We start from the raw sequence: 22,871 nt of genomic DNA, 5'->3' as shown, positions 1-22,871 counted from the left end.
GGGTAAGGGGATTCGAACTCCTGACATCCTGCTCCCAAAGCAGGCGCGCTACCGGACTGCGCTATACCCCGGTAAAAAAAAGGCGACCTTTCAGTCGCCTTCTTCGATCAGCGCTTTTGGCCTCTGATCTTAAGATTCGATTCCAGCGTTAACTGGTCTCAAAAATGGTGGGTCGTGTGGGATTCGAACCTACGACCAATTGGTTAAAAGCCAACTGCTCTACCAACTGAGCTAACGACCCAAATATGGTCGGGGTAAGGGGATTCGAACTCCTGACATCCTGCTCCCAAAGCAGGCGCGCTACCGGACTGCGCTATACCCCGGTTTTGAAATTGGCTCCGTGACCAGGACTCGAACCTGGGACCCAATGATTAACAGTCATTTGCTCTACCGACTGAGCTATCACGGAACTGCATATTTCAAATGTACAACTTACTGCATGTTGCTCTCTCTTCAGCCTTCCGTATCGCTACGTTAGTGCCTCTGAGGCGCGCTATTCTACAATCTTAAAAACCTCTGTCAACCCTTTAAATTGCTTTTAAGACAAGGATTTGCGCTTCTTTCTGATTTCTCCTTGGGGAGAAGAAACCCGTGGGCTGACGTTGCTGCGGGGCGCACTTTACAAGCCTTTGCCTTACAGTTCAACGCCCTATCGAAAAAAAAGGCCCCGCAATGCGGGGCCTTCTCTTATAGCGGTACTGACCGGGCTCAGTGGAAGACGATTTCGTCGTTCTCCACCGTGGCCGCAACGCTGGTCCCCGGCATAAAGCTGCCCGACAGGATCAACTGCGCCAGCGGGTTCTCGATCCAGCGCTGGATCGCACGTTTCAACGGCCGTGCGCCATACACCGGGTCGTAACCGACCGCGATCAACTTGTCCAACGCCTCACGGCTCAACTCCAGCGATAACTCACGCTCCGCCAGGCGGCTGCGCAGGCGGCCCAACTGGATCTCGGTAATGCCCGCAATCTGATCCCGCGCCAGAGGCTCGAAGATCACCACTTCATCGACCCGGTTGATAAATTCCGGGCGGAAGTGCGAGGTCAGCGCATCCATGACCGCCGCGCGCTGGCCTTCACGATCGCCTACCAGCTCCTGGATCTGTGCCGAGCCCAGGTTGGAGGTCATCACGATCACCGTGTTGCGGAAATCCACGGTACGCCCGTGACTGTCCGTCAAACGGCCATCTTCCAGCACCTGCAGCAAGATGTTGAACACATCCGGGTGAGCCTTCTCGACCTCATCCAGCAGGATCACCGAGTAAGGCTTACGCCGCACGGCTTCGGTCAGGTAACCGCCCTCTTCGTAGCCCACATAGCCTGGCGGAGCGCCAATCAGGCGAGCCACCGAGTGTTTTTCCATGAACTCGGACATGTCGATCCGCACCATGGCCTCTTCAGTATCAAAGAGGAACTCGGCCAGGGCCTTGCACAGCTCGGTCTTACCCACGCCGGTTGGGCCGAGGAACATGAACGAGCCGCTCGGACGGTTGGGGTCGGACAAACCGGCCCGCGAACGCCGTACAGCGTTGGACACCGCCACCACTGCCTCTTCCTGGCCGATGACGCGCTGGTGCAACAGGCTTTCCATTTTCAGCAACTTGTCGCGCTCGCCTTCAAGCATTTTCGACACGGGAATGCCGGTCCACTTGGAGACCACCTCGGCGATTTCTTCCTCAGTGACCTTGCTGCGCAGCAGCTGGTTCTCAGGTTTACCGTGCTGGTCGACCATCTGCAGGCTACGTTCCAGGTCCGGGATCACCCCGTACTGCAACTCGGCCATGCGGTTCAGGTCGCCTTTACGACGCGCAGCCTCCAACTCCTGGCGCGACTGCTCGATTTTTTGCTGGATCTGCGCAGAGCCCTGCACTTCGGCTTTTTCCGAGGTCCAGATTTCTTCCAGGTCCGAATACTCGCGCTCCAGGCGCACGATTTCTTCCTGGAGTTTTTCCAGGCGCTTCTTCGCCGCCTCGTCCTCTTCTTTTTTCAGGGCCTGGGATTCAACTTTGAGTTGAATCAGGCGCCGATCCAGACGATCAAGCACTTCCGGCTTGGAGTCGATCTCCATGCGAATGCGGCTGGCTGCCTCGTCGATCAGGTCGATGGCCTTGTCCGGCAACTGGCGGTCGGTGATGTAGCGATGGCTCAATTTGGCCGCCGCAATGATCGCGCCGTCAGTGATGGCCACCTTGTGGTGGACCTCATAGCGTTCTTTCAAGCCACGCAGGATCGCGATGGTGTCTTCTTCGCTCGGCTCTTCCACCAGCACTTTCTGGAAACGCCGCTCAAGGGCTGCGTCCTTTTCAATGTACTGGCGGTACTCGTTGAGCGTGGTCGCGCCGACGCAATGCAACTCACCGCGCGCCAAGGCGGGCTTGAGCATATTGCCAGCGTCCATCGAGCCTTCGCCTTTACCGGCGCCGACCATGGTGTGCAGTTCGTCGATAAACAGAATGATCTGCCCTTCCTGCTTCGACAGCTCGTTGAGCAGGGATTTCAGGCGCTCTTCGAACTCGCCACGGAACTTGGCACCGGCGATCAGCGAGCCCATATCCAGGGACAGCAGGCGCTTGCCTTTAAGGCCGTCCGGCACTTCACCATTAATGATGCGCTGGGCCAGGCCCTCGGCAATCGCGGTTTTACCCACGCCAGGCTCACCGATCAGCACCGGGTTGTTCTTGGTGCGACGCTGCAGCACCTGGATGGTGCGACGAATTTCGTCGTCACGGCCGATCACCGGGTCAAGCTTGCCCTCTTCGGCACGCTTGGTCAGGTCGACGGTGTATTTGTCGAGGGCCTGGCGTGACTCCTCATGGTTAGGGTCATTCACCGCCTCGCCGCCACGCAGGTTGTTGATGGCATTTTCCAGGGCTTTCTTGCTCACGCCCTGGCCCAGCAACAATTTGCCGAGCTTGCTGTTGTCGTCCATCGCGGCGAGCAGCACCAGTTCGCTGGAGATGAACTGGTCGCCTTTCTGCTGGGCCAGGCGGTCGGCCTGGTTAAGCAGGCGCGCCAAGTCCTGCGACATGTTCACGTCGCCGGTAGGGTTTTGGATTTTCGGCAGTTGGTCGAGCTCTTTGCTCAACTCCTTGCGCAGGCTATTAACGTCAAAGCCCACCTGCATCAGCAAGGGCTTGATAGAACCACCTTGCTGTTCCAGGAGCGCCTGCATCAAGTGTGCAGGCTCAATCGCCGGGTGGTCGAGGCCGACCGCCAAGGATTGGGAGTCTGAGAGTGCCAACTGCAATTTGCTGGTTAAACGATCAATACGCATTAGTCACCTTCCTTTTGAGCAGGCCGGAGCTATAAAACATCCTGAATGAAGAAACCTGCCAGATACCCCTATAGATGGGGTGGATTCTGGAAGATTCAAGCAAAAAATGGTCGATAGGGCTCGGGGTTGACCCAGATCAAAAGAGTCTAGCGCTCAAGCCAGACAAGGGAGGCAAACCGACCGGTACGCGGGCTGCGGCGGTAGGAAAAAAAGCGAGGGTCGGTCACGGTGCAAAAACCGCCACCGTAGACAGCGGTGACACCCCGCGCAGCCAGCCGCAGGCGCGCCAGTTGATAGATGTCGGCCATATATTTGCCGGGGTTGCGGCTTGGGGCGAAGGCTTCGGCGGTGCCCGGCAGTTGCTGCATGAACACTTCACGCACTTCCGGGCCGACTTCGAAGGCTTGCGGGCCAATTGCCGGGCCCAGCCAGACCAGCACATCGTCAGGTTTCGCATCCAGACGTTCAAAGGCCGCTTCCAGCACGCCTGCTGCAAGGCCACGCCATCCGGCATGGGCCGCCGCCACGCGAGTGCCGGCGCGATTGCAGAACAATGCAGGCAAGCAATCAGCGGTCATTGCGGTGCAGGCGATGCCTGGAGTGCTGGTCCAACTGGCATCCGCTTCAACGGTGCACGTGGGGTCAGCCTCGACCACGGTTATCCCGTGAACTTGGCGTAACCAGGCCGGCTGAATAGCGAATGCGTCGGTGAGACGTCGGCGATTTTCGAGAACGGCTTCAAGGCTGTCCTCGACATGATCGCCCAGGTTGAGGCTGTCGAATGGCGCCAGACTGACGCCACCGACACGGGTGGTGACGCAGGCTTTGACTCCCGACGGCGCGGGCCAGTCAGGAATCAGCCAGTCACTCATCCGATAAACGCCTCACGATCCTGCTTGAGCAGCGACAGCAACCAGACCAAATCGTCTGGCAGAGGCGATTCCCAGCTCATCCGCTTACCGCTCGTCGGATGATCCAGTTCCAGGAAACGTGCATGCAGTGCCTGGCGCGGGAAGGATTTCAGCGATTCAACCATGGTCACACTGGCCGCCGGCGGAATACGGAAGCGACCGCCGTAGGCCGGATCTCCGACCAACGGGAAGTTGATGTGTGCCATATGCACGCGAATCTGGTGCGTACGACCGGTTTCCAGCTTGACCCGCACGTGAGTGTGGGAACGGAAACGCTCCAGCACGCGGTAGTGGCTGACGGCCTGCTTACCACCTTCCATCACCGCCATACGCTGGCGCTGCTGGCCGTGGCGGCCGATCGGGGCGTTGATCTTGCCACCCGCGACGACCACACCGATCACGATGCATTCGTAGATGCGACTGACGCTGCGGCTCTGCAGTTGTGTGACCAACTGCGTCTGGGCCTGGATAGTCTTGGCCACCACCATCAGACCGGTGGTGTCCTTGTCCAGGCGGTGCACGATGCCGCAGCGCGGGACATTGACGATGTCCGGCACGTGGTGCAACAGGGCATTGAGCAAGGTGCCATCAGCGTGCCCGGCCGCCGGGTGAACCACCAGGCCTGCGGGTTTGTTGATGACCAGGATGTCGTCGTCTTCATAGACGATATCCAGCTCGATGTCCTGGGCGACCCATTCTCCCTGGGCTTCCTGCTCGGCAGTCAGCTCAAGAATCGCACCGCCATGGACTATGTCTCGCGGGCGGATAACCGCTCCATCCACAGTCAGGCGGCCGTCTTTGATCCAGGCGGAAAGGCGCGAGCGCGAGTGCTCAGCGAATAATTGTGCGGCGACTTGATCGAGGCGTTGGCCGCCCAATTCGGACGGCACCTCTGCGCGAAGTTCAATTTTATCGGACATGCTCAGACTAGGCGTGGCACAGCCTTTGGTTTCGGCTGCGCGCTTGTGGTTAAATACGGCGTCTTTTGCCCCGAGGCTTTCAACGGGGCGCTCATCATAACAGGACGGCCCCGCCCAAGACAGCGGCCGTCATAGGGACGCAAGCCGCCATGCAAGTGAAACACCTGCTGCTGATCGCCATCCTCGCCATGACTGCTGCTTGCTCGTCAACAAAGGAAGTCGTCGACGAAAACCTGAGCGAAGTCGAGTTGTACCAACTGGCTCAGAAAGACCTGGACAATAATAGCTACACCAGCGCCACAGCGAAGCTGAAGGCACTGGAGTCGCGCTATCCGTTCGGGCGCTACGCCGACCAGGCCCAACTTGAGTTGATCTACGCCAACTACAAGAACGCCGAGCCGGAAGCCGCCAAGTCTGCCGCCGAGCGTTTTATCCGCCTGCACCCCCAGCACCCGAACGTCGACTACGCCTACTACATGAAGGGCCTGACCTCGTTCGACCAGGACGTTGGTCTGCTGGCGCGCTTCCTGCCGCTGGACATGACCAAACGTGACCCGGGTGCTGCCCGCGACTCCTACAACGAGTTCGCCCAACTGACCAGCCGCTACCCGAACAGCCGCTACGCGCCGGACGCCAAGCAGCGCATGATCTACCTGCGCAACCTGCTGGCCTCCTACGAGATTCACGTAGCCGACTACTACCTGACCCGTCAGGCCTATGTCGCTGCCGCGAACCGTGGCCGCTACGTGGTGGAAAACTTCCAGGAAACCCCTTCCGTGGGTGACGGCCTGGCGGTGATGACCGAGGCTTACCAGCGCCTGCACCTGGACGCCCTGGCGGCCACCAGCCTGGAAACCCTGAAGCTCAACTACCCGGATCACCCAAGCCTGAAAGACGGCCAGTTCGTGCCTCAGGTAGCCGATTCGGACAACCGTTCGTGGCTGAGCAAGTACACCCTGGGCCTGATCGAAACCCGTCCACCGCTGCCGCCGGGTGAAACCCGTGCCAACCAGGACGTGATCAAGCAGTTCCAGGACGCCAAGGAAGCCATTCCTTCGGAGCTCAAGCCGCATGATGCTAATGGCGACGTGATCGAAGAAGAAGCACCGCAGGCCCTCGGCAACAACGAAGACCGCTCGTGGTTCAGCTACATGACCTTCGGCATCTTCGACTGATTGGTCGACACACTACAAAAAAGGGAGCCCTCGGGGCTCCCTTTTTTATGGGCCTGCATATTGCGCTGTGCGCCTGTCACGTCCTTGGCTAAACTGGCCCATTCCCTGTCGAGAAACTGCCCATCATGGTTCGTCTACTGTTCTGGATTGCCGTCATTGCTGCCGCGGTATGGTTCTGGCGCAAGTTCAAAAGCCCGGCGGCGAAACAACAGCGCAGCAGCGAGCCCGACGCCGCCTTGATGGTGCGCTGCGCCCACTGCGGCGTGCACCTGCCGCAGGACCGCGCACTGAGCTCACGCCAAGCGTGGTACTGCACCCAGGCGCACCTGGAACAGGGGCCAAAGTCTATCCAGCGTTGAGCCGACCTGCAGGCGCATACGGCGCCGGGTCGATAATCGGCGCATTCCCCAACACCAAGTCGGCGAACAACTGGCACGACGCAGGGGCAAGCACCAGGCCGTTGCGGTAATGCCCGCAGTTGAGCCACAGCCCTTTGAAGCCGGGAACTTCGCCGATATAAGGTATGCCTTCCGGCGAACCGGGGCGCAAACCAGCCCAATGGCCTACCACCTCGGCGCCGGCCAACGCGGGGATCAACTCCACCGCCGACGCCTTGAGGCTTTCCAACGCTGATCCAGTCGGTGTCTTGTCGAACCCTTCATGCTCCAGCGTACTGCCAATCAGAATATGCCCGTCACGCCGTGGAATCGCATAGCGCCCTTTGGCCAGGACCATGCTCGATAGAAAGTCCGGCGCGCATTTGTACAAAATCATTTGGCCCTTGACCGGTTCGACGGGTAGCGACAGGCCCAGCTTACCCAGCAATTCCCCGCTCCAGGCGCCTGCCGCCAGTACGACCTGATCACCAAAGACCGGCCCCGTGGCGGTATCCACGCCGACTACGTCACCGCCGTCGAGCACAAACCCGCGCACTTCGCATTGCTCATGAACAGTGACCCCAGGAAGCGCCAACAGCGCAGCCTTGAGGGATTTGACCAGGCGCGGGTTACGCACATTGGCCACGTCCGCCATGTAGATCGCCTGGGAATAGCCACCTCCCAGCACCGGCACCGCATCATGGGCAGCGGATACATCCACCTTGCTCAAAGGCCGTCCTTCACGGGCCGCCCAAGCCAGGGCGTCGGCTTCATCCTCCAGGTCCAGCCAGTACAGGCCTGTGGTATGAACCTGCGGATCGACACCGGTGGCCGCAAACAATCGCTGCGCCAATTGCGGGTAAAAGTCCTGGGACCAGTGGGCCAGTGCAGTGACCGCCGGGCTGTAGCGCCATGGATACAGCGGCGAAACAATACCGCCGCCCGCCCAAGAAGCTTCCTGCCCAAGCCCGGAACGCTCCAGCAGGACGACCGCCCGCCCTTGCGTGGCCAGATTGAACGCCGTCAACAACCCGATTACCCCGCCACCGACGATCACCACCTGCTGTTGCTTAGTCATCATTTGTTCCAGCCAATAAAAACGAAAAAGCGCGCCCGGCGCCCACTCATGCAGCACGTTCATCATTGCCCCCAGCACGCTTGGCGCGACATCTCAGGTGCCGCGCCCGGGTTGCTGCGCACACCAGGGCTGGTCAAGCTGAATTCACCGCAGGCGTCGTCCGCCATGACAGAGCCGACAACCGGTGTGGCCAGCAGGCTGAATGTCTGAGGGTTCAGTGCAGCGCTGATTCTATAGCGATCATTGCCCTCACTGACGCCGTTTGCATCAATAAAACTGCCGTTTCGCGTATAGAAGCGCTCCAGGTAGTGGGCTTGCTCCGTCAACAGTGCAACGATTTCGGCGCGGTAAGCCTTTTTCACGTGCTGCGTGTAGCCGGGATACGCAATCCCGGCCAGCAACGCGATGATCACTACAGCGATCAGTAGCTCGATCTGGGTAAAGCCTTGGCAATCCTTGCCCATGGGTAAGCTCCTCATTGAAGTTGTCGCCATAAAACCCGTCGAAACCTCACTCCGCCCGCCTCTCCCATCTGGGCATAAACCGTTTCCAGCACCGTGCGTGACTGACCAGTGATCCCGACCGATGTCACTCGGAATAACGCCGCCGGCTTTTCAGCTGGCCAATCAGCTCGCCCCAGCGACTGGACGCCATACAGGCCACCCTTTACGGCAACCCACGTGATGGCTGAAACAGGATTCACGCCGCCCCCCGCCACTGAATAAGCCTCCTGCGGCGGCGCGCAGGTCTTGATCGACTGACACAGCGGCAGCGCACTTCCCATTTTTCGGACAACCGACTCCCCCAGCCTCAAGCCGCTTTCGGCACTTTGAAAGGATTGATTGCGGTGCCAGACGCTGCCGGCGATCTTTTGCTGGGACACGGCGCCCTGCATCGATGCCAAGCCGATCAGGGATAACGCCAACAGAAACACCAGGCTGATCAGCAGAACCATGCCCTTTTGCCGCCAATCAATACCGTTACAACGCGTCATGATCGCCCTACCCCAGCCGATTACGCAGCGCGGCCACGACGCTGTAGGCCTGATCCTTCACTCGTGCTGTCGGGTCGCGCAGGGTCAGTTGGATGCGCACGCTGCGTATCAGCGATTCGTCGGCAGGGCTGGCGTCATAGCGCGTCACACCCGTCGAGCCCGCGTGGGTCGCCATGCCAAAACTGATGTCGAACGCCTGTACGTTATCCACCAACACCACTTTGGCCGGTGCCGAAGGCGTGCCGATCTTCAGCTGTCCTGCCTCGAAGGTGTAGGTGAGCTGACGTATCGCAAACCGAACCTCACCGGGCACCGGGAGTGGCGAGTTGCCCGCATAGGCATGGGCAGTGCTTCGGCAATCGGACAGCACCGTCCAATCAGGCGTACCACCGTCACCGCCGACATCGGCGCTGACCAGCGTCAGCGACCTTGAACTCCCCGTGGCACTCCAGCCGACAGGCCGATCAAAGGCGGCCGGTGCGTTCTCGATAGAGGCCACTGCCACACAGCCAAACATGCCTGCCTGACGAATTTCCTGAGACAGTTTGCCCAGCACGAACCGAGCATCATCCTGTAGCAACATTGCTGCCTGCTGGGCGGCATGGGTGGCTCGAGAACTGATGGCCACCTGGCTGATTCCGAGCACCAGCACCAACCCAACGGCCAGCGCGAGCAACAACTCCACAAGGCTGAACCCTCTGACAGCACGACTCATTGCGCCGCCCCGGCATCGTGTGCAATACGGCTGGTGAGGACGAACGTTTCCCGCGCCCCGGGCATATTCGATCCCCTGGCGTCATCCCAACTGATGCTGACGGTCACCTCGCTGCCGTTGACCACCACCGAGCCTTTGGCGCCCTCCCCGGCAAACCCGACAATATTGGCTTCAAAATCATGCAGGTCGAGGTCTCTTACGCTGGCGCCAGCGACACTGGGCGGCGCGCGCTCGTTTTGACGCCACGAGTAATCGACGCCCGAATTGGCGCGCACTCGGTCGAGCATGTCGTAAGCAATAAAACTGGCCTGGCTGATCATCCTCGAACTGTCGGTGTACTTGAGGGCATTGAGCTGGATCACCGCAGCACCGAGCAGGCCGACCGCGAGAATCAGCACCGACACCAGCACTTCGATCAGCGTCATACCGGACTGCTGGCGATGCAGGGCGCAAAAAGCAACTGTGTTCGGAGGTACAAACATTACCGTCGTCGTCCGTGTCGAGGGCCAGAAAAAACAGCAAAAACCTGCTGTGCGGCTCAAGACTAGCGTCGGTTTTTGGCTGGCGCTGCTCCCGGAACAAAGGGAAATACTTTGGACATAAAGGCCATCACTCGACGCCGCAAACCGCGGGCTATACCTAAGCCTGTCCGCTGCACTACAAAAACCGCCCAAGGAGGGACGGCACATGCCACAACGAGGTTTCACCCTGATCGAGTTGCTGTTCAGCCTGCTGTTGAGCGGAATACTGGCGCAATTGGCAGTTCCAGGTTTCACGGGGCTGCTGAAATCACAGCAACGAACCAGCGCAGCAAACTCGCTGGCAGACGGCCTGCGCTTCGCACGTGCCGAAGCGATCACTCGCAATCGCGCCGTGATTATTCATGCCTTGGAAGATGACTGGAGCCGAGGGTGGCGGGTGATCGTGGACGCCAGTGGCCGGGGCCCTCTGGACGACACCAACCCGGTACTGCTGGAACGCCAAGACAGTGGGCGTGTGGCGATGGCGGGCAATGGCCCGGTCAAGACCCAAGTGCGTTTCAGCGGATTGGGTGAACCGGTTTTTGCGGCAGGAGGCTTCCGCGCCGGCACCGTGCACGTATGCGACACGGAGCAGGCACAGAGCGTGTATCAAGTGGTGCTGGCCCCCAGCGGACGCATCAGCCTGCGCAGTGAGAACACCGAACAGGCCTTATGCCGTGGCTGACGTGGCGTTGAGGCGTCAGAGCAACGAGCGAACCCGCAGCTCCTTTGGCATCGAGAACGTGATGTTCTCTTCACGGCCGGCCAACTCATCGGCGCCGGTAGCGCCCCAGGCCTGCAGTTGCTGGATCACACCGCGCACCAGCACTTCCGGGGCCGAGGCACCGGCGGTAATGCCGATGCGCTCGACGCCGTCGAACCAGCTGCGCTGCATGTCTTCGGCACCGTCGATCAGGTAAGCCGGTGTCGCCATGCGTTCGGCCAATTCGCGCAGGCGGTTGGAGTTGGAGCTGTTAGGGCTGCCAACCACCAATACCACGTCGCACTCGTCCGCCAGTTGCTTGACCGCGTCCTGGCGGTTTTGCGTGGCGTAGCAGATGTCGTCCTTGCGCGGGCCGCCAATGGCCGGGAACCGTGTGCGCAGGGCATCGATCACACGGCTGGTGTCGTCCATCGACAGCGTGGTCTGCGTGACAAAGGCCAGGCGCTCGGGGTTTTGCACCAGCAGCTTGGCGACGTCTTTCTCGTCTTCCACCAGGTAGATGGCGCCACCATTGCTGCCGTCGTATTGGCCCATGGTGCCTTCGACTTCCGGGTGGCCGGCGTGGCCGATCAGGATGCATTCACGGCCGTCGCGGCTGTAGCGCGCCACTTCGATATGCACCTTGGTGACCAGTGGGCAGGTCGCATCGAATACTTTCAGGCCACGACCAGCAGCTTCGGTGCGCACAGCCTGGGAAACGCCGTGGGCGCTGAAGATGACGATGACGTCGTCCGGCACCTGGTCCAGCTCTTCAACAAAGATGGCCCCACGTGAGCGCAGGTCTTCGACCACGAATTTGTTGTGGACGACTTCATGGCGCACGTAAATCGGCGGCCCGAAGACTTCCAGGGCGCGGTTGACGATTTCGATCGCCCGGTCCACGCCGGCGCAGAAGCCACGGGGGTTGGCGAGTTTGATTTGCATGCTGTGCCTCGTGTCTTTGTGGGAGCTGGTTTGCCTGCGATGGCATCGTTTGGTGTAACTGATACACCGAGTCGGCTGCATCGCAGGCGAGCCAGCTCCCACAGGAACCGGTTTCGTCAGTTAGATCGCTTTAACATCGAAGATTTCAACGTCAAAGGTCAAGGTTTTACCGGCCAACGGGTGGTTGAAATCGATGGTCACTTGCGCGTCATCGAAAGTTTTCACCACACCTGGCAATTCGGTATTCGCCGCATCATTGAAGATCACCAGCAGGCCTTCCGACAGGTCCATGTCCTGGAACTGCGAACGCGGGATGATCTGCACGTTTTGCGGGTTGGGCTGGCCGAAGGCGTTTTCCGGCAGGATCTGCAGGGTCCGCTTGTCGCCAGCCTTGAAGCCGAACAGCGCAGCTTCAAAACCCGGCAGCAGGTTGCCGTCACCGACCTTGAAAGTCGCCGGGGCTTTGTCGAATGTGCTGTCGACCGTGTCGCCATTCTCCAGGCGCAGTGCAAAATGCAAAGTGACTTCCGTGTTCTGGCCGATGCGTTGCTCAGCCAATACCTGATCAGTCATTGACGGTCTCTCCGGTTTTCTTGCTTTTGAACATGTCCAACGCCAGCATGATTGCACCGACGGTGATGGCGCTGTCGGCAAAGTTGAACGCGGGGAAGTACCAGCGGTTCTGCCAATGCACCAGGATAAAGTCGATCACATGGCCCAGGGCAATGCGGTCGTACAGGTTGCCCAGCGCGCCGCCCAGCACCAGGGCCAGGGCGATGGCGAGCCAGGTGTCATCGCGGCCCAGGCGCTTGAGCCAGACCACCAGCACAGCGCTGACCACCACGGCGATCAGCGCAAACAGCCAGCGCTGCCAGCCGGAGCTGTCGGCAAGGAAGCTGAACGCGGCGCCGGTGTTGTAGGCCAGGGTCCAGCTGAAGTAGTCAGGAATGACCACAATCTGCTGGTACATCTGTAAGGCGCCTTCGAAATGAGCCTTGCTGAGCTGGTCAATGACCAGCACCAGCACGCTCAATACGAGCCAGCCCAGACGTCCGAAACGGCCGGAAGCGTTAGGCATAGTGGCGAACCTCGCCAGCACCGCTGATGTTGTCGACGCAACGACCGCAGATTTCCGGATGCTCAGGGTTCACGCCAACGTCTTCACGGCAGTGCCAGCAACGGGCGCACTTAGGGAAGGCCGACTTGACCACTTTGAGCTTCAGGCCCGGCACTTCGGTGGCCACGGCGTCCGCTGGCGCCTGGGCAAACGGTGCCAGGCTGGCGGTAGAGGTGATCAGCACGAAGCGCAATTCGTTGCTCAGTTTGGCAAGGTCAGCGGTCAGGCCTTCCTCGGCAAACAGGGTGACTTCGGCTTGCAGGTTGCCACCAACGGCCTTGGCCGCACGCTGAACCTCCAGCTCCTTGTTCACCGCAACCTTCACGGCCATCACGCCTTCCCAGTACTCGCGGCCCAGTTCGAAGTCGGCCGGCAATTCGGTCAGGCCTTCGTACCAGGTGTTGAGCATCACGGATTCGTTACGCTCGCCCGGCAGGTATTCCCACAGTTCATCGGCGGTGAAGGCCAGGATCGGTGCGATCCAGCGCACCAGCGCTTCGCTGATGTGGTACAGCGCGGTCTGCGCCGAGCGGCGCGCCTTGCTGTTGGCGCCGGTGGTGTACTGGCGGTCCTTGATGATGTCGAGGTAGAAACCACCCAGCTCCTGCACGCAGAAGTTGTGGATCTTCGAGTAGACGTTCCAGAAGCGATATTCGCCGTAATGTTCCTGCAACTCGCGCTGCAGCAACAGGGTACGGTCCACGGCCCAGCGGTCCAGGGCGAGCATGTCCTCGGCCGGCAGAATGTCGGTGGCCGGGTTGAAACCGGTCAAGTTCGACAGCAGGAAGCGTGCGGTATTACGGATGCGGCGGTAGGCATCGGCGCTGCGGGCCAGGATCTGGTCCGACACGGCGATTTCGCCCGAGTAATCGGTCGAGGCCACCCACAGGCGCATGATGTCGGCGCCCAAGGTGTCGTTGATCTTTTTCGGCTCGATCACGTTTTTCAGCGACTTGGACATCTTGCGGCCCGTCTCGTCGACGGTGAAGCCGTGGGTCAGCAGTTCGCGGTATGGCGCGTGGTTGTCGATGGCGCAACCGGTCAGCAGCGACGAGTGGAACCAGCCACGGTGTTGGTCCGAGCCTTCCAGGTACAGGTCGGCCCGCGGGCCGGTCTCGTGACCCATCGGGTGCGAACCGCGCAGCACATGCCAATGCGTGGTGCCGGAGTCGAACCACACGTCGAGGGTGTCGCTGATCTTGTCGTACAGCGGCGCTTCGTCGCCCAGCAGCTCGGCGGCGTCCAGCTTGAACCAGGCTTCGATACCTTCCTGTTCAACGCGCTGGGCCACGACTTCCATCAGTTCGACGGTGCGCGGGTGCAGCTCGCCGCTTTCCTTGTTCAGGAAAAACGGGATCGGCACGCCCCAGTTACGCTGGCGCGAGATGCACCAGTCCGGGCGGTTGGCGATCATCGAGTGCAGGCGCGCCTGGCCCCAGGCCGGGACGAACTTGGTCTCTTCGATGGCTTTGATCGCGCGGTTACGCAGGGTCTCGCCGCTGGTCGGCTCTTTGTCCATGCCGATAAACCACTGCGCGGTGGCGCGGTAGATCAACGGGGACTTGTGACGCCAGCAGTGCATGTAGCTGTGCTTGATGGTGTCGGTTTGCATCAGTGCGCCGACTTCACGCAGCTTGTCGATGATCGCCGGGTCAGCCTTGAAGATGAACTGGCCGCCAAAAAACTCCAGCGACGGCACATAAACGCCGTTGCTCTGCACCGGGTTGATGATGTCATCGTTAACCATGCCGTACTTCTTGCAGATGACAAAGTCGTCCACGCCGTAGGCAGGCGAGCAGTGAACCACGCCGGTACCCGAACCCAGCTCAACGTAGTCAGCCAAGTACACCGGCGACAGACGGTCATAGAACGGGTGGCGGAAGTTGATCAGTTCCAGCGCGGTACCGGTCGTGGTGGCGATCACCGAACCTTGCAGCTCGTAGCGCGCCAGGCAGGCTTCGACCATTTCTTCAGCGAGCACGAGCAGGCGGTCACCGACGTCCACCAGGGCATAGGTGAATTCCGGGTGCACGTTCAGCGCCTGGTTGGCCGGGATGGTCCACGGGGTGGTGGTCCAGATCACGATGGCGGCCGGTTTGCTCAGGCTTGCCAGGCCAAACGCCTGGGCCAGCTTGGCCTCGTCGGCGATCGGGAAGGCCACGTCGATGGTCGAGGACTTCTTGTCTTCGTATTCGACTTCCGCTTCGGCCAGGGCCGAACCACAGTCGAAGCACCAGTTCACGGGCTTGAGGCCCTTGAACACGAAACCGCCCTTGACGATTTCGGCCAAGGCACGGATTTCACCGGCCTCGTTCGTAAAGTTCATTGTTTTGTACGGGTTGTCCCACTCGCCCAGCACGCCCAGGCGGATGAATTCGGACTTCTGCCCTTCGATCTGCTCGGTAGCGTAGGCACGGCAGAGTTCGCGGGTTTTGTCCGCGCCCAGGTTCTTGCCGTAGGTCACTTCGACTTTGTGTTCGATCGGCAGGCCGTGGCAGTCCCAACCCGGGACATAAGGCGCGTCGAAACCCGACAGGGTTTTCGAGCGCAGGATCATGTCCTTGAGAATTTTGTTCAACGCATGACCGATGTGAATCGTGCCGTTGGCATAAGGAGGGCCGTCGTGCAGGACGAATTTCGGACGATCCTTGCCAATCTCGCGCAACTTTCCGTACAGGCCAATACTGTCCCAGCGCTGCAGGATCTGCGGTTCGCGCTGTGGCAGGCCGGCCTTCATTGGGAAGGCGGTGTCCGGAAGGTTTAACGTGGCTTTATAGTCGGTCATTTAAGGCTCTTCGGTTAGCGATGGGCGCTAGGTGCGGCTAGTGCACGGGCGGCGGCGACATCCGCATTGATCGCCGTTTTCAACGCCTCAAGGGAGGCGAAACGCTGCTCTTCACGCAGCTTCTGGTGGAAAACCACCGTCAAACGCCGGTCATACAAATCACCGGCAAAATCCAAAAGGTGAACTTCCAGGTGGGCCTTGCCATCACCTGCAACCGTGGGCCTGACGCCTATGTTGGCGACTCCCGGCCACGCTTGGCCGTCAATGTCGACGCTGACCAGGTAGACCCCGGTCAGCGGCACTCGACGGCGTTTGAGTTGCACGTTGGCGGTCGGCGTGCCCAATTGGCGCGCCAGCTTCTGGCCGTGCAGGACCCGTCCGGCAATGCGGAACGGGCGGCCGAGCAAACGCTCGGCCAAGGCGAAGTCGGCTGCCGCCAGGGCATTACGCACCTGGGTACTGCTCACGCGCAGGCCGTCCAGTTCGACGGTTTGCGCGGCTTCGACGGTAAAACCCTGGTTCACGCCGGCGTGCTGCAGGAAATCAAAATCGCCGACACGGTCGCACCCAAAACGGAAGTCGTCACCGACCTCCAAGTGCTGCACGCCCAAGCCATCCACCAAAATACGGTCGACGAACTCGGCGGCGCTGAGGCTTTGCAAACGCTGGTTGAAAGCCAGGCAGAGGACGCGATCCACGCCTTCTTCAGCCAGCAACTGCAGCTTGTCGCGCAAGCGAGCCAAGCGTGCCGGGGCCGTCTCGGGGGTGAAGTATTCCCGCGGCTGTGGTTCAAAAATCACCACGCAGCTGGGCACGCCCAACTCAACCGCACGTTCACGCAGGCGGGCCAGGATAGCCTGGTGGCCGCGGTGAACACCGTCAAAGTTGCCAATAGTGGCGACGCAGCCCCGATGCTCGGGGCGCAGGTTGTGGAGACCTCGAACCAGCTGCATAACGCGCTTCTTGCTCATAAAGTGGTCGATTATAACCACACCCGGCCCCGGACGACAGGCAACAGCGCAGGCCAAATGGATCGAATCGATAAAACAACCGTTTTATCACGGCAAAGCCGCTAGCCCAGCGACTTGCGATTGAAATCGCGCAGCCGGAAGCCTTGCAGCAGCAACATCCCGAAGTACACCACCACGCCGGCGACGACCAAAATGCCGAGGCGCATGAAGCGCTCCAGCATATGGCCCTCATCCCAGGCCGGCATAAAGTGCATCAGGCCCAGCAGCACAGCCGACATGGCCGCGACCGCCACCAGCAGCTTGAGGGTAAACATCCCCCAGCCCGGTTGTGGCTGGAACATTTGCTGCTTGCGCAGTTGATAAAACAGCAGGCCTGCGTTGATGCATGCCCCGACGCTGATCGCCAAGGCCAGGCCGGCGTGAGCCAGCGGGCCGATGAACACCAGGTTGAGCAGTTGCGTGACGATCAGCGTGAAGATCGCGATTTTAACCGGCGTACGGATGTTTTGCTGGGCGTAGAAGCCTGGCGCCAGCACTTTGATCACGATAATGCCCAGCAGCCCGACGGAATAGGCGATCAGCGCACGCTGGGTCATTGACGCGTCGAATGCGCTGAATTGGCCGTACTGGAACAGCGACACGGTCAGTGGCTTGGCCAGGATGCCCAAGGCCAGGGAACATGGCAGCACCAGCACAAAGCATAGGCGCAGGCCCCAATCGAGGATGCGCGAGTATTCCTGGCGGTCTTTGCCGGCATAGGTGCGCGACAACGTCGGCAGCAAAATCGTGCCCAGCGCCACGCCGAGCACGCCGGACGGCAGTTCCATCAGGCGGTCGGCGTAGTACATCCACGACACCGAACCGGACACCAGCAGCGAGGCGAACGCCGTGTTGATGATCAGGGAAATCTGGCTGACGGACACGCCGAGGATCGCTGGCAACATGTTGCGCATCACGCGCCACACGCCCGTGTCCGCAAGGTTCAGGCGCGGCAACACGAGCATGCCGATCTTTTTCAGGTGCGGCAGTTGGTAGAGCAATTGCGCCAGGCCACCGGCGAGCACGGCCCAGCCCAGAGCCATGACCGGTGGATCAAAGTACGGCGTGAGGAACAGCGCGAAAATAATCATGCTGACGTTCAGCAGGGTCGGCACGAAGGCCGGCACCGAGAAACGGTTCCAGGTATTGAGGATCGCCCCGGCCAGGGACGACAACGAGATCAGCAATATATAAGGAAAGGTCACGCGCAGCAGGTCAGTGGTCAGCGCGAACTTTTCCGGAGTGTTGGCAAAACCGGGGGCCGTGGCCCAGATCACCCAGGGCGCCGCGAGCATGCCGGCGATGGTCACCAGCATCAGCACCAGGGTCAGCAGACCGGAGACATAGGCAATAAAGGTGCGGGTTGCTTCTTCGCCTTGCTGGCTTTTGTACTCGGCCAGAATTGGCACAAACGCTTGAGAAAATGCACCCTCGGCAAAGATCCGCCGCAACAGGTTCGGCAGCTTAAAGGCAATAAAGAACGCGTCCGTAGCCATGCTGGCGCCAAAAATGCGCGCCAGCAGGGTATCTCGCACGAACCCCAAAACCCGGGAAATCATCGTGATAGAGCTGACGGCGGCCAACGATTTGAGCAGATTCATTGAAAGAGTTTGCGCCTTTAGATAAAGAGCAGGCGAACAAAGCGCCCACTTATGCGATACTGCGCGCCTGCAACAGCACAGAGCCAAAGCTCGCGAGTTTACAGGTCAAGCGCCGGAAATAAATCACCCGCCTCTTCAGATCGACCACTCAGCAGTTCGCATCAGCCGCTCTTGACAACACATCAAGTCATCGGCATGATTCGCGGCCTATTTTGTTTGCTATTTCCTAAAAAGTCTTTCGAGGAGCTCGACGGTGGCCAACACACCTTCCGCCAAAAAACGTGCAAAACAGGCTGAGAAGCGTCGCAGCCACAACGCCAGCCTGCGTTCCATGGTTCGCACCTACATCAAGAATGTAGTTAAAGCCATCGACACCAAAGACGCTGAAAAAGCACAAGCTGCTTACGTTCTGGCTGTGCCAGTTATCGACCGTATGGCCGATAAAGGCATCATCCACAAGAACAAGGCTGCTCGTCATAAGAGCCGTCTGAATGGCCACATCAAGGCTCTGAGCGTCGCTGCTGCAGCCTAAGTGGTAACAACTGCCAAGCGACCCAGGTTGCGTAACAGTTAAAAAATGCCCCGTACCGAAAGGTCCGGGGCATTTTTGTTTGTGTGTCATACAGCTCAAAGGTGGGAGCTGGCTCGCCTGCGATAGCATCGCTGCGGTGCGACTGACACACCGAGGCGCCTGCATCGCGGGCAAGCCCTGCTCCCACATTTTAAAACGCGGTGTATTCCAGGCAAAAAAAAACGCCCCGAACCAGTCGGGGCGTTTTTGCTACCTATTGATCAAACCACAATCAATGGTGATGACCGCCTTCACCGTGGACGTGGCCGTGAGCCACTTCTTCCTGGGAAGCGTCGCGGATGGCCACGATCTTCACTTGGAAGTTCAGGCGCTGGCCCGCCAGAGGGTGGTTGCCGTCGACGGTGACGTCGTCGCCGTCCAGATCACGGATAGTGACGATCTGCATTTGGCCGTCCGGCGCCGAAGCGTGGAACTGCATGCCCACTTCCAGCTCGTCGACGCCTTCGAACATGCTGCGGCTCAGGGTGCTGACCAGTTCGGCAGAGTATTCGCCGTAGGCATCTTCAGGTTCTACGGCTACGGTCAGTTCATCACCAACCTGCTTGCCTTCCAGAGCCTTCTCCAGGCCTGGGATGATGTTACCTGCGCCTTGCAGGTAGACCAGCGGCGCGCCGCCGGCGGAGCTGTCGATGACCTCACCAGCGTCGTTGGTCAGGGTATAGTCGATGGAGACAGCCTTGTTAGCGGCGATCGTCATGGGGCGAGACCTTTTGCATAAGAATGAAGAACGGACAAGTCTAAACAAGGATTTGCCCGAAAGCGAACAGAACCCGGACAGACGGGGCCGATCAACGGCATCCTTCATCATCGGTTTCCATCAGGACGACGATCGGCACTGGATTGCCGAGCTGTCCTGCGGCCACACCCAGCACCTGCGCCACCAGCCGCCCTGGCAGTCTCGCGCGTGGGTGCTCGACCCGGCGCAACGCCTTGAAAAAATAGGCCAACCCTTTGCGTGCGGCTGGTGTGCGCAAGCGTGCGAATAACGATAACCTTGGCACCTGATTCGCGGTAGGCACTCAACCATAGAGCGCCACCCAAGCCATGCACCTCCAGAGAATTCGCATGCAGACTTTTTTTATCGCGCCCACCGATTTTGGTGTGGGTCTGACCTCTATCAGCCTTGGGCTGGTGCGTACGCTTGAACGGGCCGGGCTGAAAGTCGGCTTCTTCAAACCGATTGCCCAGCCCCACCCTGGCGACACCGGCCCCGAGCGCTCCACCGAATTGGTGGCGCGTACCCACGGCCTGAAACCGCCGCAACCGCTGGGCCTGGCCCACGTGGAACGCATGCTCGGCGACGGCCAGCTTGACGAGCTGCTCGAAGAAATCATCACCCTGTATCAGCAAGCCGCCGTGGGCAAAGACGTGCTGATCGTCGAAGGTATGGTGCCGACCCGCAGCGCCAGCTATGCAGCGCGGGTCAACCTGCACCTGGCCAAGAGCCTCGACGCGGAAGTGATTTTGGTCTCGGCGCCGGAAAACGAAGTGCTCACCGAGCTCTCTGGCCGCGTGGAATTGCAAGCTCAGTTGTTCGGCGGTCCGAAAGACCCGAAAGTGCTCGGCGTGATCCTCAACAAAGTGCGCACCGACGAAAGCATGGAGGCTTTCTCGGCGCGCTTGAAAGAGCATTCGCCACTGTTGCGCAGCGGTGATTTCCGCCTGCTCGGCTGCATCCCCTATCAGCCCGAACTCAACGCCCCGCGCACGCGCGACGTGGCCGACCTGATGGGCGCGCAGATCCTCAACGCCGGCGATTATGAAACCCGGCGCATGACCAAAATCATCATCTGCGCGCGCACCATGCGCAACACCGTGGAGCTGCTCAAGCCTGGCGTGCTGGTGGTGACCCCGGGCGATCGCGACGACATCATCCTCGCCGTCAGCCTGGCCGCGATCAACGGCGTGCCGCTGGCCGGCCTGCTGCTGACCAGCGACACCTTGCCCGACCCGCGCATCATGGATTTGTGCCGCGGCGCGTTCCAGGCCGGGCTGCCGGTCTTGTCAGTGAGCACCGGCTCCTACGACACGGCAAACCAGCTCAATAGCCTCAACAAGGAAATCCCGATTGATGACCGCGAGCGCGCGGAGATCATCACCGATTTCGTCGCCAGCCACCTTGATGCGCGCTGGCTGCACCAACGCTGCGGTACGCCACGGGAGATGCGCCTGTCGCCGGCAGTGTTCCGCTATCAATTGATCCAGCGCGCCCAGGCCGCCAACAAGCGCATCGTCTTGCCTGAAGGCAGCGAGCCGCTGACCGTGCAAGCCGCCGCGATCTGCCAGGCCCGAGGCATTGCGCGCTGCGTGTTGCTGGCCAAGCCTGCGGATGTGGAAGCGGTCGCCCGCGCCCACGGCATTGAATTGCCCGAAGGCCTGGAAATTCTCGACCCGGACCTGATTCGCCAGCGCTACGTCGAACCGATGGTCGCCCTGCGCAAGAGCAAGAGCCTGAACGCGCCGATGGCCGAGCAGCAATTGGAAGACACGGTGGTGATCGCCACCATGATGCTCGCGCTGGACGAAGTCGACGGCCTGGTCTCCGGCGTCATCCACTCCACCGCCAACACCATCCGCCCTGCCCTGCAGTTGATCAAGACCGCGCCGGGTTGCACCTTGGTGTCGTCGGTATTCTTCATGCTGTTCCCCGAGCAGGTGCTGGTGTACGGCGATTGCGTGATGAACCCGCACCCGAGCGCTGTGGAACTGGCGGAAATCGCCCTGCAAAGCGCCGACTCCGCGGCTGCATTTGGCATTACCCCGCGCGTGGCGATGATCAGCTATTCCAGCGGCGATTCCGCCAGTGGCGAAGAAGTCGAAAAAGTCCGCGAAGCCACCCTGCTCGCCCATGAGCAGCAAAGCTCACTGCTGATCGACGGGCCGTTGCAGTACGACGCCGCCGCCAACGAAACCGTCGCCAGGCAGTTGGCCCCCAACAGCCTGGTGGCCGGCAAGGCCACGGTGTTTATATTCCCGGACCTGAACACCGGCAACACCACCCACAAAGCCGTGCAACGCAGCGCCGATTGCGTGAGCCTGGGCCCCATGCTGCAAGGCCTGCGCAAACCGGTGAATGACTTGCCGCGCGGCGCCCAGGTCGACGACATCGTGTACACCATCGCACTGACTGCGATCCAAGCCGCCAACCGACCTATGGATATCTAAATGCTGGATTTTCTACCTGCCGCCGTGCGCGGGGTGATCGCTTCATTGTTGCTGGCGCTGAACACGATCCTGCTGTGCTCATTCCTGTTTATCGTCGCCCTGTTCAAGGCGCTGCCGTTTGCCAAGCGTTTCAGCGAATGGCTGATGAACCACACCCACGAGGCCTGGGTCACCAACAACAAGGGCTGGATGAACCTGGTGCGACGCACGCGCTGGCACCTGACCGGCCTTGAAGGGCTCGACTATGAGCACTCGTACCTGGTGACCAGCAACCACCAGAGCTGGGTCGACATCATGGTGCTGCAATACGTGCTCAACCGACGGATTCGCCCGCTGAAGTTCTTCCTCAAGCAGGAACTGATCTGGGTGCCGGTAATTGGTTTGGCATGGTGGGCGCTGGGCTTTCCGTTCATGAAGCGCTACACCAAGGCCTACCTGGAGAAACACCCGGAGAAGAAAGGCAAGGACCTGGAAACCACCCGCAAGACCTGTGCGAAGTTTCGCGACAACCCAGTAGGCATTTTCAACTTTGCCGAGGGCACACGGTTTACGCCCGACAAACACGCACAGCAGAAATCGCCATTTCGCCACTTGCTCAAGCCTAAAGCCGGCGGGATTGCGTTTGTGCTGGACGCCATGGGCGAGCAATTGAAGTCACTGGTGAACGTGACTATTCACTACCCTGCCGGGCGCCCAGGCTATTGGGATTTGCTGTGCGGGAATGTGAAGGACGTGGTGGTGCACTTTGAAGAAGTGCAGATTCCGGCCGGGTTTATCGGCAAGAATTATGAGCAGGATGGCGAATATCGGTTGGCGTTCCAGGGGTGGATAAACCGGTTGTGGGAAGACAAGGATGAGTTGCTGGAACAGCTTCACAAAGATTTCCCAGCCCGCCGCTGATCAACGTGTGGATGCAATTTAATGTGGGAGCTGGCTTGCCTGCGATAGCGGTGGGTCAGCCAAGGGAAAATAAACTGACAGTCCGCCAT

22 protein-coding genes and 3 tRNA genes are annotated in these 22,871 nt (G+C 60.1%); 7 read left to right on the top strand and 18 right to left on the bottom strand.

Annotated features, from left to right (window positions below):
• Positions 1-165: 165 nt before the first annotated feature.
• The 6 genes from WBB95_RS29780 to rluD all read right to left on the bottom strand — a co-directional run bounded on the left by WBB95_RS29780 (position 166) and on the right by rluD (position 5,104).
• Positions 166-241 (bottom strand) — tRNA-Lys (locus tag WBB95_RS29780).
• 5 nt (positions 242-246) lie between these two features.
• Positions 247-323, bottom strand: a tRNA-Pro gene (locus WBB95_RS29775).
• 10 nt (positions 324-333) lie between these two features.
• Positions 334-409, bottom strand: a tRNA-Asn gene (locus WBB95_RS29770).
• Between the two features lie 299 nt (positions 410-708).
• Entirely contained in the window at positions 709-3,273 is a 2,565-nt protein-coding gene (gene clpB, locus WBB95_RS29765; RefSeq protein ID WP_424490842.1) for an ATP-dependent chaperone ClpB, read from the bottom strand.
• Between the two features lie 146 nt (positions 3,274-3,419).
• Positions 3,420-4,145, bottom strand: a complete 726-nt coding sequence (gene pgeF, locus WBB95_RS29760; protein ID WP_424490841.1) for a peptidoglycan editing factor PgeF — start codon at positions 4,143-4,145, stop codon at positions 3,420-3,422.
• A complete protein-coding gene (gene rluD / locus WBB95_RS29755; RefSeq protein ID WP_424490840.1) occupies positions 4,142-5,104 on the bottom strand; it encodes a 23S rRNA pseudouridine(1911/1915/1917) synthase RluD in 963 nt (320 codons plus the stop codon). The genes pgeF and rluD overlap by 4 nt, the downstream gene beginning before the upstream one ends.
• 149 nt (positions 5,105-5,253) lie before the next feature.
• Here rluD and WBB95_RS29750 point away from each other — a divergent pair, with 149 nt between their 5' ends.
• Together WBB95_RS29750 and WBB95_RS29745 are read left to right on the top strand one after the other, a co-directional pair.
• Positions 5,254-6,279 carry an outer membrane protein assembly factor BamD gene (locus WBB95_RS29750; RefSeq protein ID WP_424490839.1) on the top strand — a complete coding sequence of 342 codons (1,026 nt, stop codon included), beginning with the start codon at positions 5,254-5,256 and terminating at the stop codon, positions 6,277-6,279.
• Between the two features lie 125 nt (positions 6,280-6,404).
• Complete coding sequence (locus WBB95_RS29745) at positions 6,405-6,638, top strand: PP0621 family protein (RefSeq protein ID WP_424490838.1); 234 nt, start codon at positions 6,405-6,407, stop codon at positions 6,636-6,638.
• Here the strand turns inward: WBB95_RS29745 and thiO are convergent.
• The 5 genes from thiO to pilV form a co-directional block, all read right to left on the bottom strand.
• The gene (gene thiO / locus WBB95_RS29740) at positions 6,625-7,734 is read right to left on the bottom strand and encodes a glycine oxidase ThiO (RefSeq protein WP_424490837.1); all 1,110 of its coding nucleotides are present in this window, start codon (positions 7,732-7,734) and stop codon (positions 6,625-6,627) included. The genes WBB95_RS29745 and thiO overlap by 14 nt on opposite strands.
• A gap of 62 nt (positions 7,735-7,796) precedes the next feature.
• Positions 7,797-8,198 (bottom strand): type IV pilin protein, encoded by a 402-nt coding sequence (locus tag WBB95_RS29735; RefSeq protein WP_424490836.1) that lies wholly within the window; start codon positions 8,196-8,198, stop codon positions 7,797-7,799.
• An 11-nt stretch (positions 8,199-8,209) separates the two neighbouring features.
• Positions 8,210-8,728 carry a pilus assembly PilX family protein gene (locus tag WBB95_RS29730; RefSeq protein ID WP_424490835.1) on the bottom strand — a complete coding sequence of 173 codons (519 nt, stop codon included), beginning with the start codon at positions 8,726-8,728 and terminating at the stop codon, positions 8,210-8,212.
• 7 nt (positions 8,729-8,735) lie between these two features.
• A complete protein-coding gene (locus WBB95_RS29725) occupies positions 8,736-9,443 on the bottom strand; it encodes a prepilin-type N-terminal cleavage/methylation domain-containing protein (RefSeq protein ID WP_424490834.1) in 708 nt (235 codons plus the stop codon).
• Positions 9,440-9,925: a type IV pilus modification protein PilV gene (pilV, locus tag WBB95_RS29720; protein WP_424490833.1), complete on the bottom strand. Its 486-nt coding sequence runs from the start codon at positions 9,923-9,925 to the stop codon at positions 9,440-9,442. Before pilV ends, WBB95_RS29725 begins: the two co-directional genes overlap by 4 nt.
• 205 nt (positions 9,926-10,130) lie before the next feature.
• Between pilV and WBB95_RS29715 the strand changes: the two genes are divergently transcribed.
• Positions 10,131-10,649 carry a GspH/FimT family pseudopilin gene (locus WBB95_RS29715; protein WP_424490832.1) on the top strand — a complete coding sequence of 173 codons (519 nt, stop codon included), beginning with the start codon at positions 10,131-10,133 and terminating at the stop codon, positions 10,647-10,649.
• Positions 10,650-10,664: 15 nt separating this feature from the next.
• Here the strand turns inward: WBB95_RS29715 and ispH are convergent, their stop codons facing one another.
• From ispH to murJ, 6 genes are all read right to left on the bottom strand, one after another.
• Positions 10,665-11,612, bottom strand: a complete 948-nt coding sequence (gene ispH / locus WBB95_RS29710; protein ID WP_424490831.1) for a 4-hydroxy-3-methylbut-2-enyl diphosphate reductase — start codon at positions 11,610-11,612, stop codon at positions 10,665-10,667.
• A gap of 120 nt (positions 11,613-11,732) precedes the next feature.
• Positions 11,733-12,170, bottom strand: coding sequence for an FKBP-type peptidyl-prolyl cis-trans isomerase (gene fkpB / locus WBB95_RS29705; RefSeq protein WP_174555607.1), 438 nt, complete (start codon positions 12,168-12,170; stop codon positions 11,733-11,735).
• Positions 12,171-12,177: 7 nt separating this feature from the next.
• Positions 12,178-12,690, bottom strand: a complete 513-nt coding sequence (lspA, locus tag WBB95_RS29700; RefSeq protein ID WP_424490830.1) for a signal peptidase II — start codon at positions 12,688-12,690, stop codon at positions 12,178-12,180.
• Positions 12,683-15,514 (bottom strand): isoleucine--tRNA ligase, encoded by a 2,832-nt coding sequence (gene ileS, locus WBB95_RS29695; RefSeq protein WP_424490829.1) that lies wholly within the window; start codon positions 15,512-15,514, stop codon positions 12,683-12,685. The genes lspA and ileS overlap by 8 nt, the downstream gene beginning before the upstream one ends.
• A gap of 14 nt (positions 15,515-15,528) precedes the next feature.
• Positions 15,529-16,467 carry a bifunctional riboflavin kinase/FAD synthetase gene (gene ribF, locus WBB95_RS29690; protein ID WP_424490828.1) on the bottom strand — a complete coding sequence of 313 codons (939 nt, stop codon included), beginning with the start codon at positions 16,465-16,467 and terminating at the stop codon, positions 15,529-15,531.
• Between the two features lie 119 nt (positions 16,468-16,586).
• Positions 16,587-18,125, bottom strand: a complete 1,539-nt coding sequence (gene murJ, locus WBB95_RS29685; protein ID WP_424490827.1) for a murein biosynthesis integral membrane protein MurJ — start codon at positions 18,123-18,125, stop codon at positions 16,587-16,589.
• Positions 18,126-18,378: 253 nt separating this feature from the next.
• Here murJ and rpsT point away from each other — a divergent pair, with 253 nt between their 5' ends.
• A complete protein-coding gene (gene rpsT, locus WBB95_RS29680; protein ID WP_016976313.1) occupies positions 18,379-18,657 on the top strand; it encodes a 30S ribosomal protein S20 in 279 nt (92 codons plus the stop codon).
• Positions 18,658-18,928: 271 nt separating this feature from the next.
• On the opposite strand, the gene WBB95_RS29675 is transcribed toward rpsT, so the two are convergent.
• The gene (locus WBB95_RS29675; protein ID WP_012722137.1) at positions 18,929-19,414 is read right to left on the bottom strand and encodes an FKBP-type peptidyl-prolyl cis-trans isomerase; all 486 of its coding nucleotides are present in this window, start codon (positions 19,412-19,414) and stop codon (positions 18,929-18,931) included.
• Here WBB95_RS29675 and WBB95_RS29670 point away from each other — a divergent pair.
• The 3 genes from WBB95_RS29670 (at position 19,413) to WBB95_RS29660 (ending at position 22,782) form a co-directional block, all read left to right on the top strand.
• Positions 19,413-19,703, top strand: a complete 291-nt coding sequence (locus WBB95_RS29670) for a DUF3565 domain-containing protein (RefSeq protein WP_424490843.1) — start codon at positions 19,413-19,415, stop codon at positions 19,701-19,703. The two genes, WBB95_RS29675 and WBB95_RS29670, sit on opposite strands and share 2 nt — an antisense overlap.
• Before the next feature lie 79 nt (positions 19,704-19,782).
• Positions 19,783-21,882: a phosphate acetyltransferase gene (gene pta, locus WBB95_RS29665; protein WP_424490826.1), complete on the top strand. Its 2,100-nt coding sequence runs from the start codon at positions 19,783-19,785 to the stop codon at positions 21,880-21,882.
• Positions 21,883-22,782 (top strand): acyltransferase, encoded by a 900-nt coding sequence (locus tag WBB95_RS29660; RefSeq protein ID WP_424490825.1) that lies wholly within the window; start codon positions 21,883-21,885, stop codon positions 22,780-22,782.
• Positions 22,783-22,871: the final 89 nt, after the last annotated feature.

Origin of the sequence: Pseudomonas sp., assembly GCF_049645325.1 — a bacterium.
GTDB lineage: Bacteria > Pseudomonadota > Gammaproteobacteria > Pseudomonadales > Pseudomonadaceae > Aquipseudomonas.
This window is presented reverse-complemented; position numbering and strand designations above follow the sequence as displayed.